The sequence below is a fragment of the Coriobacteriaceae bacterium genome (assembly GCA_025992855.1).
Classification (GTDB): domain Bacteria; phylum Actinomycetota; class Coriobacteriia; order Coriobacteriales; family Coriobacteriaceae; genus Collinsella.
On the sequence record DAJPGB010000001.1, the window covers coordinates 797,366 to 812,567 of the forward strand.

The window sequence follows — 15,202 nt, forward strand, 5'->3', positions numbered from 1 at the left end:
TCTTATGCGTCCACGTGGACGAGCAGGCAGCGGAGCGTGCCCGAGCAGCCCTCGTAGGGACGCTTGCCCGCGCCGTAGCCTACGGCTTCGATGCGATAACGGGCCGGCAGGTGCTCGGACGTGAGCAGTGCGGCGACGATGGCGGCGCCCGTGGGCGTCACGAGCTCGCCGGCGACCGGTGCGGGCGTGAGGGCGATATTGCCTGCCTGGCACAGGTTGACGACGGCGGGCACCGGGATGGGCATAAGGCCGTGGGCGCAGCGGATGGTGCCGTGGCCCTCGGAGAGCGACTCGACCACAATATCCTCGATGCCCAGGTCGTCGAGGCAGATGGCGACTGAGCAGACGTCGACGATGGAATCGACGGCGCCTACCTCGTGGAACATGACGGTCTCGGGCGTTTTGCCGTGGGCCTTGGCCTCGGCGGCGGCGAGCGCGGTAAAGATGGCGAGCGCGCGACGCTTGGCGCCATCGCTCAGCTGCGAGTCGTCGATAATCTCGGTGACGTCGGCTAGGGAGCGGTGGTGATGGGCGTGGTGGTGACCGTTGTGGTCGTGGGCGTGCTCATGCGTGTGCTCGTGGCAGTGGACATGCTCGTCCTCGTGATGATGCTCGTGCTCGTCGTGTTCGTCGTGGTCGTGATGGTGGTGATGAGCGTGCTCGTGCGTGTGCTCGGCAGTAGCTTCATTGCCATAGAGCCAGGCCATGTCGTGGTCGTGATTCTCAAGTTCGCTGGCGAGCTGAACATCGAAGTCACAAGCATCGATGCCGTGCTTGCTCACGCGCGTCACGGCAATCTCAAAGCCGTCGACCGGGAGCGTGGCGAGCTGCTCGCGCAGGTGCTCCTCGCTGGCGCCCAGATCGAGTAGCGCCGCGACGGTCATGTCGCCGCTGATGCCCGAGGTGCCGTCGATGATAAGCGTGTGCTGATGGTTGGACATGGAATGCTCCTTAGCGGGCGCAGGGTGTACCGGCGCTCAGATGATTGATAAGACTTGCCTGGTAGGCGGCGCCAAATCCGTTGTCGATATTGACGACCGAAACGCCGCTGGCGCAGGAGTTGAGCATGGCGAGCAGCGCGGCCACGCCGCCAAAGCTCGCGCCATAGCCCACACTCGTGGGGACGGCGATGACCGGGCAGCTCACCAGGCCGCCGATGACGCTTGCCAGGGCGCCCTCCATGCCGGCGATGGCGATGACCACCTGGGCTTGGGCAAGTTCCTCGGCATGTGCGAGCAGGCGGTGCAGACCGGCGACGCCCACGTCGTAGAGACGATCGACTTCGTTGCCGTAGAACTCGGCCGTCAGTGCGGCCTCTTCGGCGACGGGCAGGTCGCTCGTGCCGGCGCAGGCCACGACGATGCGTCCGTTGCCGGTGGGGGAGGGCATGCCGCCCACGAGGGCGAGCTGGGCGTCCGGGACATAACCCAGGTCGATATTGTCATCAAGAAGCTCAGCGGTGCGCGCTGCCTTGTCGGCATCGAGACGCGTGACCAGGACGTGCTCCTGGCCTGCGTCGCGCAGCGCCACGATAATGGCGGCAATCTGCTCGGCGGTTTTACCGGCGCCGTAGACAACCTCGCCGGCTCCCTGGCGCACCCCGCGCGAAAGATCGAGCTGTGCAAAGCCCAGATCGGCGGTCGGTGCCGTCTGGATGCGCGTGAGGGCATCGGCCGGTGCAACGCTTCCGTCTGCCACGTCACTTAGCAATTGCTCAAGATCACGTTTGTCCATATAAGTTCCCTTCGACGCTTAAAAGTTTAGCATGCGAAGGGTTGTTTCCGAACATTATGGCAAAATTGTTCGGAAATCTAATATGTCAGATTTGATGAAGTTGTGAGGCAAACTGACTAGTCGCGCAGGATAATGTCCATAGCGAGCATGAGGTTGCGCTCGTCGATGGCAAACGGAGCGGCTTCGCGCGTCTTGGGCTTGGCGCAAAACGCGATGCCGGTGCCTGCGGCCTGAATCATGGGGATATCGTTGGCTCCGTCGCCAATCGCCACGGTGTGGGCCATATCGACACCGCACTCAACTGCCCAATCCAGCAGTTGGATGAGCTTGGACTCCTTGGTCACGATGTCGGCCGCCAGCTTGCCGGTGAGTTTACCGTCCACGACCTCCAGGCGGTTGGCAAGGCAAAAATCGATGCCTGCGGTAGCCACGATCTTGTCGGCGACCTCGTGGAAACCACCGCTCACCACGCCGACCTTCCAGCCCTTGCTATGCGCCGAGCGCACAAGCTCCAACGCACCGGGGGTAAACGTTACGCGCTCAAAGGTGCGCTCGAACACGCTCTCGTCCAAACCCGCAAGCAGCCCCACGCGCTCCTCAAGTGCCTGCTTAAAATCCAGCTCGCCGCGCATGGCACGCTCGGTGATCCGCGCCACCTCCTCGCCCACGCCGGCCTCCTCGCCCAGCAGGTCGATGACCTCCTGGTTGATGAGGGTGGAGTCGATATCCATAACGATGAGGCGTGCAGTCATGACGGGCCTTTCCGGGTGCTGTTTTATTGGGGCATATTGTCGCACGTGACGCGTACGGGCGGGTGCCGCAGTGCGGCAATTGTTTCGTCTCCGTCAAGTCTTTGGGCAGGAGCTACTTTTCCGCGGCACATCGACACAGGTGCGATAAGATAGAACGTCATGTCTGGCTGCGCGGTTTACGCAGGCTGGGCAAATCTGTACGACGCCGCCCGGAACGACACGGGGCGGCACAGATCCATAAAGGAGGATCACTGGTATGAGCCAGACCCGTCCCATCGACGAGCATTCCATGCACACCCGTACCTGCGGCGAGCTTCGCCGCGAGAACGTGGGCGAAGAGGTCACCCTCACCGGTTGGGTGAGTCGTCGCCGCGACCACGGCGGCCTTATCTTCTGCGACCTTCGTGACCGCGAGGGCATCACGCAGCTCACCTTCGACCCCGAGCACTCCGACGGCGACGCCTTTAAGATCGCCGAGACCATGCGTCCCGAGTGGCCCATCAAGATCCACGGCGTCGTGCGCGCCCGTGGCGAGGAGACCACCAACGCCAAGCTCGCGACCGGCGAGATCGAGGTCCTGACCGACCACGCCGAGGTGCTCAACACATCCGTCACCCCGCCGTTCCAGATCGAGGACGGCATCGAGACCAGCGAGGACACCCGCCTGCGCTATCGCTATCTGGACCTCCGCCGTCCCGAGATGATGGCCAACCTCAAGCTGCGTTCCGACTTCACCTTTGCCATTCGCGAGGCGCTGCACAACCGTGAGTTCATGGAGGTCGAGACGCCCTCCCTGTTCAAGTCTACGCCCGAGGGCGCCCGCGACTTCATCGTCCCCAGCCGTATTCAGCCGGGCAACTTCTACGCCCTGCCGCAGTCCCCGCAGCTTCTGAAGCAGCTGCTTATGGTCGGTGGCGTCGAGCGCTACTACCAGGTTGCCAAGTGCTTCCGCGACGAGGATCTGCGCGCCGACCGTCAGCCCGAGTTCACTCAGGTCGATATCGAGATGTCCTTCGTGGACCAGAACGATGTCATGAGCGCGCTCGAAGAAGTCCTGTCCGATGCCTTCGGCCGCATGGGTGTCGAGATGCCCACGCCGCTGCGTCGCATGAACTACTGGGAGGCCATGGACACCTATGGCTCCGACAAGCCCGATACCCGCTATGGCATGCACCTGGTCGACCTGACCGACATCTTTGCCAACTCCAAGTTCAAGGTCTTTGCGACTGCCGCAAACGAGGAGGGCTCCGTCGTCAAGGCCATCAACGCCAAGGGCGCCGGTGCCTGGGCACGTGCCAAGATCGATAAGCTCGCCGGCGTGGCCTCCACGTTTGGCGCCAAGGGCCTGGCCTGGATCGCCTTCCGCGAGGACGGCTCCATCAACAGCCCCATCGTCAAGTTCTTCTCGGACGAGGAGATGGCCGCTCTGCGTGAGCGCATGGACGTCGAGCCCGGCGACCTTGTGATGTTCGCCGCCGGTCCGCGCCTGCTCTCTGACGAGATCCTGGGCGGCATGCGCTCGCACATGGCCAACGCCCTCGAGATTAAGCGCGAGGGCCACGACTTCCTGTGGGTCGTCAACTTCCCGCTGTTCCACTGGGATGAGGACCGCAAGGCTTACGCTGCCGAGCACCAGCCCTTCACCCTGCCGACCGAGACCGACATCGCCAAGATCGAGGCCGATCCCCTGGCAGCCGGCTCGTGCACCTACGACTTTGTCATGGATGGCTTTGAGGCCGGCGGCGGCGGTATGCGTATCCACAACGCCGAGATGCAGATGTCCATGCTCAAGCTCCTGGGCTTTACCGAGGAGCGCGCCGAGTCTCAGTTTGGCTTCCTCATGGAGGCGCTCAAGTTTGGTGCGCCCCCGATGGGCGGTTTTGCTCTGGGCCTGGACCGCGTGTGCATGCTGCTCACCGGTTCCGACTCCATCCGCGACGTCATGGCGTTCCCCAAGACGGCCAGCGGCTCCGACCTTATGTCGGGTGCTCCGAGTGCCGTTTCCGGCGCCCAGCTCAAGGACGTCAGCCTGCGCCTGATGTAGGCGAGCGGCTATATATTGCTTGCAACGAGGGAAGGACGCGTGCCTTCCCTCGTTTTTTATACGCCGAGATCGTGAGGGCATGGGATGACCAGGCGTCGCGGAAAGCGCGTCCCGGAATCTGCGTCCGGAATGGGTCGCGCTTTCCCAAAGGGGTCCTCTGGGAAACTGCGACCCAGACTCCAGCCAAATAACGGGACGCACTTTCCGGTTGAGCTGTCTAACGGAAACTGTGACCCAGAATGAGCGCTCAAAACGGAACAGGCTTTCCGCAACAACTGTCAGGCGGAAAGTGCGTCCCAGTTTCTTATAGCGAGTCTCTCTGGATCAGCTGCATGTGCATCACGGAGGTGGTGGGCTCGGCACCCTTGATCATGTCGAGCGCAATGTTGGCGGCCATGTGGCCTTCTTCGCGCAGGGGCTGACGGACGGTCGTGAGCGCGGGGACACAGCGCGCCGCAATCTCGTGATCGTCGAAGCCGACGACAGAAACGTCCGCAGGAACGGATAGGCCTGCCTCGTTGAGCGCGGTGATGACGCCAGCCGCGATACGGTCCGATCCGCAGAGCACGCCATCGAAAGCAATCTCGCGCGCGAGGATCTGGTGCATGGCCTGATAGCCGTCTCCGTTGTTCCAGCCGGTATAGATAACGTTTGCGTCTGGGAGGTCTTCGCCCAAGACGGCACGGTAGCCGCGCAGGCGGTCGACAACAGCGGGGTTGTCTTGCGGTCCCAACACGGCGACGATATCTTTGCGCCCGCGTTCCTTCATGGCGAGTGCCGCAAAGTGTCCGCCCTCTTCGTCGTCAGAGTAGACTGTCGAGAACACATCGCGATAGGGGTGGCCCTCGAGCTGGCCGCACAACACGGTGGGTACGCCCAGCTCGCGCAGCACCTCGAGCAGCTCGCTGCCCTTGTAGGGGGAGACGTCGATCACGACGTCGAACGAGCGGCGCTCAAAGTGCTCGCGTGCGCGGTTGCGCTCATGCGTAGAAGACGCCTGCAAGATAACGGGCAGATAGGACGACTCCGACAGTTCCTCGGTAATGCCGCTCAAAAACTCGCTATAGGTGGGGTCGCTGAAGAGTTCACTTAGGGGCTCGGTCACGAGCACGGCGATGATTTCCGTGCGCCCGACAGCGAGCGCTCGGCCACGAGCGTTGGGGACAAAATTGACTTCCTTGGCCGCCGCGCGGACGCGCTTTTTGGTTTCCTCGCTAATGCGGGGCGAATCGTTGAGAGCGCGCGATGCCGTGGAGCGCGACACGCCGGCAGCTGCGGCAACCTCGGCAAGCGTAGGTGCGGTGCGAACTGGTTGGGTCATGGCGTCTCCTGGAGAATGCGGTCGATGTTGTCGCTGATACGGGTTGGTGCGGATACAGCTTACTATAGTGCGCCTGAACAGCGTTCATGGTATCCGGTGACCGGTGTCGTTTTGCAACCAAGCCACAATCGAATACGTCTCGTGTGGGTGAGATATCAGCGGGCGTGGTGGTTGCCTACGAGCTTAAGAACGATGTCTTGCGCTGAGTGTCGATACTCAGGGTGACATAAGTGTCCCGGTTGTACAACCGGTTGCACCGTTAACCCGACCAAATCGACCGTTCAGCGGACAACCGGTTGCACAGTTTTTTGCATCGACCGTAAGATAAGGACAACCGGTTGCACAAGAATCACTACGATGACGAAGGAGCATCACCATGGACGCCATTAACGATTGGGAAAACCAAGCGCTCACCCACAGGAACCGCCTGGCACCCCATGCGTACTTCATGGGTTACGAGACCGCCGATCTCGCCGCTACGTACAGCCGCGAGCTGTCGCGCGGGTTTGTCCAGCTGTCCGGCTCGTGGCAGTTCCGCCTCTTTGAGGGGCCTGCTGCCGTCTCTAACGAGGAGCTTTCCACGTACGAGCCCGAGTGGGATCACGTGGAGGTTCCGCACCTGTGGCAGGTGGATGGTTATGGCAACCTTGCCTACACCGACGAGGGTTTCCCGTTCCCGGTGGATCAGCCGTTCGTTCCCTCTGACGATCCCACGGGCGTGTACCAGCGCATCGTCAATCTTCCCGCCGTGCCTGCCGGCGCTCGCGAGATCATTCGCTTTGACGGCATCGAGAGCTATGGCGAGCTGTACGTCAACGGCAAGTTTATCGGCATGACCAAGGGCTCGCGCCTGTCTGCCGAGTTCGACGTGACCGACGCGCTTGTCGAGGGCGACAACCTGTTTGCGGTCAAGGTTCTGCAGTACAGCGATGGTAGCTATATCGAGGACCAAGACATGTGGTGGGCATCGGGCATCTTCCGCGATGTGTACCTTATGCAGCGTCCCGCCGCACACCTGGTCGACTTTAGGTTCCGCACGCACCGCGAGGGCGATGCCGCTCTGATTACGCTCGATACGGTGGCCGAGGGCGCTTCCCGCGTCGTGTTTACGCTCAGCGATGGCGAGAACGTGGTGGCTACGGGCGAGTGCGTCGACGGCCATGCCGAGTGCAGCGTGACCGATGCCCACTTCTGGAATCCCGAGGACCCCTTCCTCTATGACCTTACGTTTGAGGTCTACGACGGTGACCAGGTCAGCGAGTACGTCCCGCATCGCCAGGGTCTTGCCGAGGTGACGGTCGAGGGCAATCATATCTACCTCAACGGCACTTACTTTAAGATGCATGGCGTCAACCGCCACGATCACGACGATCACAAGGGCCGCGCCGTGGGCCTCGATCGCATGCGCCGCGACCTGGAGCTCATGAAGCAGCACAACATCAACGCGGTGCGCACGTCCCATTACGCCAACGACCCGCGCTTTTACGAGCTGTGCGACGAGTATGGCATCATGCTGGTCGCCGAGACCGATATGGAGAGCCACGGCTTCGAGAATATCGGCAATATCGCCCTGGTCACCGACGACCCGGCATGGGAGCCGGCCTACGTCGACCGCATCGAGCGCCTGGTGATGCAGGAGCGCAACCACGCCTGCATCATTATGTGGTCGATGGGCAACGAGAGCGGCTATGGCTGCAACATCCGCGCGATGTACGCCAAGGCTCACGAGCTCGATGGTCGCCCGGTCCATTACGAGGAGGACCGCAACGCCGATACCGTCGACGTCATTTCCACCATGTACTCCCGTGTGTCGCAGATGAACGACTTTGGTGAGCATCCGTTCCCCAAGCCGCGCATCAACTGCGAGTACGGTCACTCCATGGGCAATGGCCCCGGAGGCCTGTCCGAGTACCAGGAGGTCTTCGATCGCTGGGATTGCATCCAAGGCCAGTTTATCTGGGAATGGTGCGACCACGGTTTGGCTGCTGTGACCGAGGACGGCGTTGCCTACGATATGTATGGTGGCGACAACGGCGATTACCCCAACAACAGCAACTTCTGCATCGATGGCATGGTGTTCCCCTGGCAGCAGCCGAGTCCGGGCCTCACTGAGTATGGCCAGGTCATCTGCCCGGTTCGCATGGCTTATGACGCCGAGGCAGGCGAGCTGACCGTCACCAACAAGCGTTGGTTTACCACCCTCGAGGATGTCTGCCTGTCGGCCGAGACCCTGGTGGACGGCGACGTTGTGTGCCGCAAGACGCTCATGCCCGGTGCGGTTGCCCCCGGCGAGTCCGTCCAGCTGCCGCTGGTGATTCGCGAGGCCGCGGTAGGCGAGACCCTGCTGACCGTGCACGCCTACACCATGGCCGCTCACGTCTGGTGCGAGCCGATGTTCCAACTGGGTGCAAGCCAGTTTGCCGTCGCCAACCATCCGGCGCCAGCCATCGCGGCTCCCACTCGTCCTGAGCTTACGGTCGAGGAGACCGAGCAGGAAATCCGCATTCACTCCCTCAACGGTGAGCTGACCTTCAGCAAGGTCAACGGTACCGTGAGCGAGTGGAAGGCATCCGGCCGCGACGTCATGGCCTCTGGTCCCCAGGTTGGTTTTTGGCATCCGCTCGTCGATAACCATGCGCAGGAGTATGACTCACTGTGGAAGGACAACTTCATCGATGTGATGCAGACGTCTACCCGCAAGGTTTCTTGGAAGCAGGATGGCAATGCGGTCGTCGTGACCGTGAGCCAGCGTATCGCTCCTCCCGTCCGCGCGTTCGGCATGCGCGTCGAGCTCGTCTACACCGTGCTTCCGAGCGGTCGTGTCGACCTCAAGGTTTCCGGCGAGCCCTATGGCGATTACTCGGATATCATCCCGCGCATCGGCATCTCCTTCGAAGTCCCCGGTTGCGATCGTGCCGTCGAGTGGTATGGCCACGGCCCGGGCGAGAACTATCCGGACTCGCTGCGCGCCAACCCGGTCGGTCATTACCGCACCACAGTCGACGACATGTTTACGCCCTACGTTATGCCTCAGGACTGTGCCAACCGCGAGGGTACCCGCTGGGTTGCCCTGCGCTCTAGCCACGGTGACGGTCTGGTCGTGACACGTCCGAGCGACGCCGCTTCCAACCCGTTCTCGTTCTCGGCATGGCCCTATAGCTGCGAGGCCATCGATAACGCCAAGCACGTCTACGACCTTGTTCCGGGCGACACGGTCACGGTCAACATCAACGACCAGTTGCTCGGCCTTGGCTCGAACTCTTGGGGTTCCGAGGTGCTCGATTCCTATCGCACCCGTTTTGAGAGCTTCAGCTTTGAGGTGTCCCTGCGACCGCTGACGTCTGCCGATCTGGCTCAGGCGCTGGCACCCATTAAGGAGGCATAAGTCATGCATGTCTTTAACTCGCGTGCCGACTTCGATGCTCAGATGAAGTCCGTCAAGAAGTGGATGCGCACCGGTCAGGCGCTCGATGGTGTTGCCGACCTGCAGCACGACGTGGCGTACTCTATCGGCGACTCGCTGGTGTATTGGTGGGTGAACGCCCACGAGGCGGCTACTGCCGATCTGGTCGGTCACCGTCGCTACCATGCCGTGCTCGCTCCGCTCGACGGCGCCCTGACCGTCGAGGTTGCCCCCAAGGCAGGCCTCACCTGCGCCCGCGCTTACAGCGATATCGATGATCGCGAGCGCTTTGAGGGTGCGGGGGAGACCGTGACGATTCCCGCCGGCGGCGTTGCCGTCGTCGAAATTGACGAGGCCTACCGTGTCGTGGCCAATGCCGCGGATTCCCGCGTCGTGGTATTGCACGTGACGGTCGAAGGTTATTCCTTCCCCAACAAGTAGTATTCGTCCGTTTGGACGTTTGCTTCGCGCCGTTAAGGGGGATGGCTTTGTTGACTCCCTTTTCCCCATTCCCCTTAGCAGGTGCGCCGTCCGTGTTTGCACTTGCAGCTCGGACGGGTTTAGATGACATTTAATAGATGATTGGGAGGGCTTATGAGCTCTGAAAAACGAGGAACGATCGGTTCGTTCGCTCTGCTGGGCATGACGGTTGCCGCCGTGTTCGGTATCAAGAACATCATCAACAACAACGCGGCCATCGGCTTGGCAGCTGCGCCGTCGTTCTTCTTCGCCACGCTTTTGTACTTTGTCCCCTATACCCTGGTTACCGCCGAGTTCGTCGGCCTTAACAAGGACTCCGAGTCGGGTGTGTACGCATGGGTTAAGACCTCGATGGGCGGCCGCTGGGCGTTTCTGACGGCATTTAGCTACTGGTTCGTTAACCTGTTCTACTTTGCGTCCGTCCTGCCCAACGTCATCATCTACGCGAGCTACGTGTTCTTTGGTGCCAATGCCGAGCTTTCGCAGCTGTGGATCACCATTATCGAGATCGTCGTCTTTGCTATCGCCACGTGGGTTTCGACCAAGGGCGCTAAGTGGATCGGCTCTATTTCCTCCTTCGGTTCGACCGCGGCTCTCGGCCTGACTGCCGTGTTCATCCTGCTGTCCCTGGCTGCTGCCTTTGGCGGCGTTGAGTTCGCTACGGCTCCCACGCCCGCCAACATGGCTCCCGACATGAGCAACTTCGCCACTATGTGGGGCTTCTTCGGTACGCTTGCCTGGATCATCCAGGGCGTTGGCGGCGCTGAGTCTGTCGGCGTGTTCCTTAACGACCTTAAGGGTGGCGTCAAGGCCTTCGTGCGCACCGTCGTTATCGCCGGCCTGACCATCGGCCTTCTGTATGCAGGCGCTTCGCTGCTGGTTAACCTGTTCATCCCCGAGGGCGGCGTTGCCATCTCCACCGGCATCTTCGACGTGTTCGGCGCTGTCTTTGCCCACTTTGGCATTCCCATGGAAGTGTCTACGCGCGTCATCGGCCTGATCCTTCTCGCCGCTACGCTGGGCTCCCTCATGATGTGGACCTCCGCTCCCATCAAGGTGTTCTTCACCGAGATCCCCAAGGGCGTCTTTGGTAGCGAGATCGTCGAGCTCAACGAGCATGGCATTCCTGCCCGCGCCGCTTGGCTGCAGTTCGCCATCGTCGTCCCCATCCTGATCATCCCGGCCCTGGGCTCTGGTAACCTCGACGACCTGCTCATGATTGTCACCAACATGACGGCTGCCACCGCTCTGCTCCCGCCGCTGCTGATCCTGCTTGCCTACTTTATGCTGCGTAAGAACTTCGACGCTGCTCCCCGTGGCTTCCGCATGGGTTCGCGTACCTTTGGCCTGGTCATTGCTGCATTCCTGCTTGTGGTCTTCTGCTTCGTGCTTATCTGCGGCACCATTCCGCTCGATCAGCCTCTGTGGCTGACGCTGGTCTACAACGTTGGCGGCGTGGTTGTCTTCCTGGGCCTTGCCGTGATGTGGTACAACCGCTACATTAACCGCCTGCGCGAGACCGATCCCGAGGCCGCCGAGAACGAGCTTCGCCCCTCCGTCCTCGACATGATGGAGTAGCGGCTAGGATTAATCTACGGCTGTGGAATAAATCGATTCCCTTTCCTAAGGAGGGGCCTTACGAGGCCCCTTCTTTTGTGTTTTGGGGCATGGTTTTGGACCCCGTGTTCAAAAAATGCCAAATATGAGTACTGTTGCAAAAGAGGTGTCATATTTTTTGGCCTGTTCTGAGCGAAAATGGGCTCATAATCAATTTATCTAACCCCCTTTAAAGGGCGTTTGACGGCATTTAACCTCTTCAAATCGCTCAAAGTAGGCAAATGGCTCTCGATTTTGCTGCTACTAAATTGGTGACAGTACTCATATTTGCCACTTTTTGCCCACGAGGTGTTCAGAGGAGCTCTCGACAAGCATCTAACGCTACAATAACTACCACGTGGCTGTGTTTGCCGGCCGAATGTGCGATGTCGTGGGAGGGGACATGGTCGAGTTTACAAAGACGATTAAAGATCCGTTGGGACTGCATGCCCGCCCGGTTGCGTTGCTCTATGACATTATTGCCAAGCATCGTAGCGGCGTGTCGGTCAGCATCGGCGACCGCCATACCGACGGTCGCGACGTTATAGGGCTCATGGCACTCTGTGGCGAATGTGGCGAGGACATCGTGTTCCGCGTTTCGGGTGTGGATGAGGCTTCCTGCGTTACATCGATCAGAAATCTCTCGCTCTAAGCATGATAGGGCGCGGTAAAGGATGGTCCTTTGCCGCGCCTTTTTGTTTCGTATAGGAAACTTTTTCGAAATCTGAATGGGGACCCTTTCCAAAAAGTTAACCACGTGCTAGTTTACTATAGCGAACATAGACGTGGTTAACTTTTTACGCGTCGATGTTGAGGACGAACTGACGTTAGGAGCAACTCATGTCTTGCGGACCGCAGATGCCGGCCATGCCGCTTTCGATGGTAAAAGCGGGCGAAACCGTGCGCGTGTCTCGTGTAAAGGGCAATGAGGACATGAAGCACCACCTCAAGGACCTCGGCTTTGTCGAGGGCAACGAAATCCACGTGGTGAGCTCGAGTGGCGCCAATATCATCGTCACGGTGCTGGGCGCACGCTTTGGCATCGATTCCAAGGTTGCCATGCACATCATGACTGTCGGTTAGTCGACGGCATTTCTGTACGCACTGAAAGGGGGACAAGTAAATGAAGACGTTGGGTGACGTTAAGGTGGGCGAGAGCTCCACCATCGTCAAGCTTCACGGTGAGGGTGCGCTTCGCCGCCACCTTATGGACCTGGGGCTCATCAAGGGCACTTCGTTCAAGGTCGTGAAGGTCGCGCCGCTCGGTGATCCGGTCGAGATCAACGTGCGCGGCTACGAGCTTTCCATCCGCAAGGAGGAGGCGGCCGTCGTCGAGGTCCAGTAAGGGCTTGCGACGTATATTTCTGCAGATAAAGTTAGGTTTTTCTAACTTAATGCAGCATCTTTGAAGCACATTATCCAGCCTGCGCGGAGAAAGCAGTGCAGGCACACAAGGAAGAAGGATTGAATGGCGGATTCTCAGATCCATGTCGCGCTGGCGGGTAACCCCAACTGCGGCAAGACCACGCTTTTCAACCTGATCACCGGCGCCAACGGCTACGTTGGCAACTGGCCCGGCGTCACGGTTGAGAAAAAGGAAGCCAAGCTCCTAAGCGACAAGAACGTTACCATCACGGACCTCCCTGGCATCTACTCGCTTTCCCCCTACAGCCCCGAGGAGCAATGCTCGCGCGATTACCTCATGAGCGGCGAGCCCGATGTTGTCGTCCAGGTGGTCGACGCCACCAACCTCGAGCGCAACCTGTACCTGGCGCTTCAGGTTATCGAGACCGGCCTGCCCGTGGTCGTTGCCCTCAACATGGCCGACCTGGTCGAGAAGAACGGCGATAAGATCGACACAGACAAGCTCTCCAAGAAGCTCGGTTGTCCGGTCATGATGATCTCGGCTCTTAAGAACAAGGGCATCAAGGAGCTCTTCGAGCAGGTCAAGAAGTCCGCTGCTTCTAAGGGCCAGGTGCCGGAGCACAAGTTCGATTCCTCCATCGAGGACGTTCTGGACCACATCGAGAACAACCTGCCGGCGAGCGTTCCCGCCAACAAGCGTCGCTACTACGCGGTCAAACTGTTTGAGCGCGACGCGGACGCCTGCAAGCTCATCAACCTCACTAAGGAGAAGGCCGCTCGCGTGGAGCAGCTGGTCGCCCAGTGCGAGCAGGACTGCGACGACGATGCCGAGTCCATCATCACCGGCGAGCGTTACGGCGTGATTGCCCACATCATTGACGAGTGCCTCGCCAAGGCTCCGGCAAAGATGAGCACCTCCGAGAAGATCGACCGCGTGGTTACCAACCGTATCCTGGGCCTGCCGATCTTTGTGGTCATCATGTTCTGCGTGTACTACATCGCCGTTTCTACCTTGGGCGGCACGGTGACCGACTTCACCAACGACCAGCTCTTCGGCACCGACGGTTGGTACGTGCTCGGTCAGGGCCGCGACGCCTACGACGCGGCCGTCGAGGCTGCGGGCGACAATGCCGACTCGGTCGACCCGGCACAGTACGGCCCCTATGTCCCGGGTATCACCACCGTGGTGCACGACGCCCTTGTGGCGGGCGGCACCGAGGACGGTGGCCTGGTCGATTCGCTGGTCTGCGACGGTATCGTTGGCGGCCTGGGTGCCATCTTTGGCTTTGTGCCGCAGATGTTCCTGCTGTTCGTGATGCTGTCTTTCTTGGAGGACTGCGGCTACATGGCCCGCGTCGCCTTCATCATGGACCGCGTGTTCCGCCGCTTTGGCCTGTCCGGTAAGTCCTTCATCCCCATGCTCGTGTCCTCGGGCTGCGGCGTCCCCGGCGTCATGGCCACCAAGACCATCGAGAACGAGAAGGACCGCCGTATGACGGTCATGACCACCACGTTCATTCCCTGTGGCGCTAAGCTGCCGATCATCGCCCTGCTCATGGGTTCCATCATCGGCGATTCTTCCACCACCGCGGCGTGGATCAGCCCGCTCTTCTACTTCCTGGGCGTCTTTGCCGTCATCGCCTCGGGCCTCATGCTCAAGAAGACGAAGCTCTTCGCCGGCCGCCCGACGCCGTTCGTTATGGAGCTTCCTGCCTACCACTTCCCGGCGATCCGCTCTTGGGCGCTGCACGTGTGGGAGCGCTGCTGGGCCTTTATCAAGAAGGCCGGCACGGTCATCTTCGCGTCCACCGTCGTGGTTTGGTTCCTCTCCAACTTTGGTAGCTACAACGGCTCCTTTGGCTTCCTGCCTGCGATGGACGGCATCCCCGAGGAGTTCATGGACTACTCCGTGCTCGCCATGCTGGGCAACCTGGTCGCTTGGATCTTCGCCCCGCTCGGCTTTAGCACCTGGCAGGCAACCGCACTGACCGTCTCTGGCCTCGTCGCCAAGGAGAACGTCGTCGCCACCGCCGGCTCGCTGCTGTCCGTCGCCGACGCGGGCGAGACCGACCCGAGCCTGTGGACCGCGTTTGCCGGCATGTTCCCCACCATGGGCGCTTGCGTTGCCTTTGGCGCGTTCAACCTGCTGTGCGCTCCGTGCTTTGCCGCCATTGGCACCATCCGCAACCAGATGGACTCCGGCAAGTGGACCGCTATTGCCATCGGCTACGAGTGCGCTTTCGCTTGGGTCATCGGCCTGTTCATCAACCAGTTCTATAACCTGCTTGTCCTTGGGCAGTTTGGTATCTGGACGGTTGTGGCCATCGTGCTGCTGGTTGCGATGCTCTTCCAGATCTTCCGTCCCATGCCCAAGCACGCTTGGACCGACGAGGACGAGACCAACACCGCTTCTGCTGCAGTTTCCGCTTAAGTCCGAATAAGGATTAACCCCTTTCCACGAGCCCGGGTGTCCCAGCGACACTCGGGCTTTTTGGTGGGGGAGATGT

General features: G+C 60.6%; 12 protein-coding genes. 8 read left to right on the top strand and 4 right to left on the bottom strand.

All coding sequences use genetic code 11. The features are described 5' to 3' along the window. Positions 1–2: 2 nt before the first annotated feature. The 3 genes from OIL88_03325 to serB all read right to left on the bottom strand — a co-directional run bounded on the left by OIL88_03325 (position 3) and on the right by serB (position 2,486). The gene (locus tag OIL88_03325; GenBank protein ID HJI71401.1) at positions 3–941 is read right to left on the bottom strand and encodes a LarC family nickel insertion protein; all 939 of its coding nucleotides are present in this window, start codon (positions 939–941) and stop codon (positions 3–5) included. Positions 942–951: 10 nt separating this feature from the next. Then, positions 952–1,734 (bottom strand): nickel pincer cofactor biosynthesis protein LarB, encoded by a 783-nt coding sequence (gene larB / locus OIL88_03330; protein HJI71402.1) that lies wholly within the window; start codon positions 1,732–1,734, stop codon positions 952–954. 116 nt (positions 1,735–1,850) lie between these two features. After that, a complete protein-coding gene (gene serB, locus OIL88_03335) occupies positions 1,851–2,486 on the bottom strand; it encodes a phosphoserine phosphatase SerB (protein HJI71403.1) in 636 nt (211 codons plus the stop codon). A 256-nt stretch (positions 2,487–2,742) separates the two neighbouring features. Here serB and aspS point away from each other — a divergent pair, with 256 nt between their 5' ends. Further along, on the top strand, positions 2,743–4,530 hold the full coding sequence (gene aspS, locus OIL88_03340) for an aspartate--tRNA ligase (GenBank protein ID HJI71404.1): 1,788 nt from the start codon (positions 2,743–2,745) through the stop codon (positions 4,528–4,530). Between the two features lie 304 nt (positions 4,531–4,834). On the opposite strand, the gene OIL88_03345 is transcribed toward aspS, so the two are convergent. Then, positions 4,835–5,851, bottom strand: coding sequence for a LacI family transcriptional regulator (locus tag OIL88_03345; protein ID HJI71405.1), 1,017 nt, complete (start codon positions 5,849–5,851; stop codon positions 4,835–4,837). Positions 5,852–6,227: 376 nt separating this feature from the next. On the opposite strand from OIL88_03345, the gene OIL88_03350 reads away from it, so the two are divergent. The 7 genes from OIL88_03350 to OIL88_03380 all read left to right on the top strand — a co-directional run bounded on the left by OIL88_03350 (position 6,228) and on the right by OIL88_03380 (position 15,126). Further along, positions 6,228–9,236: a DUF4981 domain-containing protein gene (locus OIL88_03350; GenBank protein ID HJI71406.1), complete on the top strand. Its 3,009-nt coding sequence runs from the start codon at positions 6,228–6,230 to the stop codon at positions 9,234–9,236. Between the two features lie 3 nt (positions 9,237–9,239). After that, positions 9,240–9,695, top strand: a complete 456-nt coding sequence (locus OIL88_03355; GenBank protein HJI71407.1) for a hypothetical protein — start codon at positions 9,240–9,242, stop codon at positions 9,693–9,695. 153 nt (positions 9,696–9,848) lie between these two features. After that, positions 9,849–11,312: an amino acid permease gene (locus OIL88_03360; GenBank protein HJI71408.1), complete on the top strand. Its 1,464-nt coding sequence runs from the start codon at positions 9,849–9,851 to the stop codon at positions 11,310–11,312. Between the two features lie 421 nt (positions 11,313–11,733). Continuing rightward, positions 11,734–11,982, top strand: coding sequence for an HPr family phosphocarrier protein (locus OIL88_03365; GenBank protein HJI71409.1), 249 nt, complete (start codon positions 11,734–11,736; stop codon positions 11,980–11,982). A gap of 188 nt (positions 11,983–12,170) precedes the next feature. Beyond that, positions 12,171–12,413, top strand: coding sequence for a ferrous iron transport protein A (locus tag OIL88_03370; GenBank protein HJI71410.1), 243 nt, complete (start codon positions 12,171–12,173; stop codon positions 12,411–12,413). Positions 12,414–12,453: 40 nt separating this feature from the next. Further along, entirely contained in the window at positions 12,454–12,675 is a 222-nt protein-coding gene (locus tag OIL88_03375) for a ferrous iron transport protein A (protein HJI71411.1), read from the top strand. A gap of 123 nt (positions 12,676–12,798) precedes the next feature. Then, positions 12,799–15,126 carry a ferrous iron transporter B gene (locus OIL88_03380; protein ID HJI71412.1) on the top strand — a complete coding sequence of 776 codons (2,328 nt, stop codon included), beginning with the start codon at positions 12,799–12,801 and terminating at the stop codon, positions 15,124–15,126. Positions 15,127–15,202 lie beyond the last annotated feature (76 nt).

Excerpts from the sequence above, each read along its gene's own strand:
- OIL88_03325 (HJI71401.1), bottom strand. The coding sequence starts at position 941 with ATGTCCAACCATCAGCACACGCTTATCATCGACGGCACCTCGGGCATC.
- larB (HJI71402.1), bottom strand. The coding sequence starts at position 1,734 with ATGGACAAACGTGATCTTGAGCAATTGCTAAGTGACGTGGCAGACGGA.
- serB (HJI71403.1), bottom strand. The coding sequence starts at position 2,486 with ATGACTGCACGCCTCATCGTTATGGATATCGACTCCACCCTCATCAAC.
- aspS (HJI71404.1), top strand. The coding sequence starts at position 2,743 with ATGAGCCAGACCCGTCCCATCGACGAGCATTCCATGCACACCCGTACC.
- OIL88_03345 (HJI71405.1), bottom strand. The coding sequence starts at position 5,851 with ATGACCCAACCAGTTCGCACCGCACCTACGCTTGCCGAGGTTGCCGCA.
- OIL88_03350 (HJI71406.1), top strand. The coding sequence starts at position 6,228 with ATGGACGCCATTAACGATTGGGAAAACCAAGCGCTCACCCACAGGAAC.
- OIL88_03355 (HJI71407.1), top strand. The coding sequence starts at position 9,240 with ATGCATGTCTTTAACTCGCGTGCCGACTTCGATGCTCAGATGAAGTCC.
- OIL88_03360 (HJI71408.1), top strand. The coding sequence starts at position 9,849 with ATGAGCTCTGAAAAACGAGGAACGATCGGTTCGTTCGCTCTGCTGGGC.
- OIL88_03365 (HJI71409.1), top strand. The coding sequence starts at position 11,734 with ATGGTCGAGTTTACAAAGACGATTAAAGATCCGTTGGGACTGCATGCC.
- OIL88_03370 (HJI71410.1), top strand. The coding sequence starts at position 12,171 with ATGTCTTGCGGACCGCAGATGCCGGCCATGCCGCTTTCGATGGTAAAA.
- OIL88_03375 (HJI71411.1), top strand. The coding sequence starts at position 12,454 with ATGAAGACGTTGGGTGACGTTAAGGTGGGCGAGAGCTCCACCATCGTC.
- OIL88_03380 (HJI71412.1), top strand. The coding sequence starts at position 12,799 with ATGGCGGATTCTCAGATCCATGTCGCGCTGGCGGGTAACCCCAACTGC.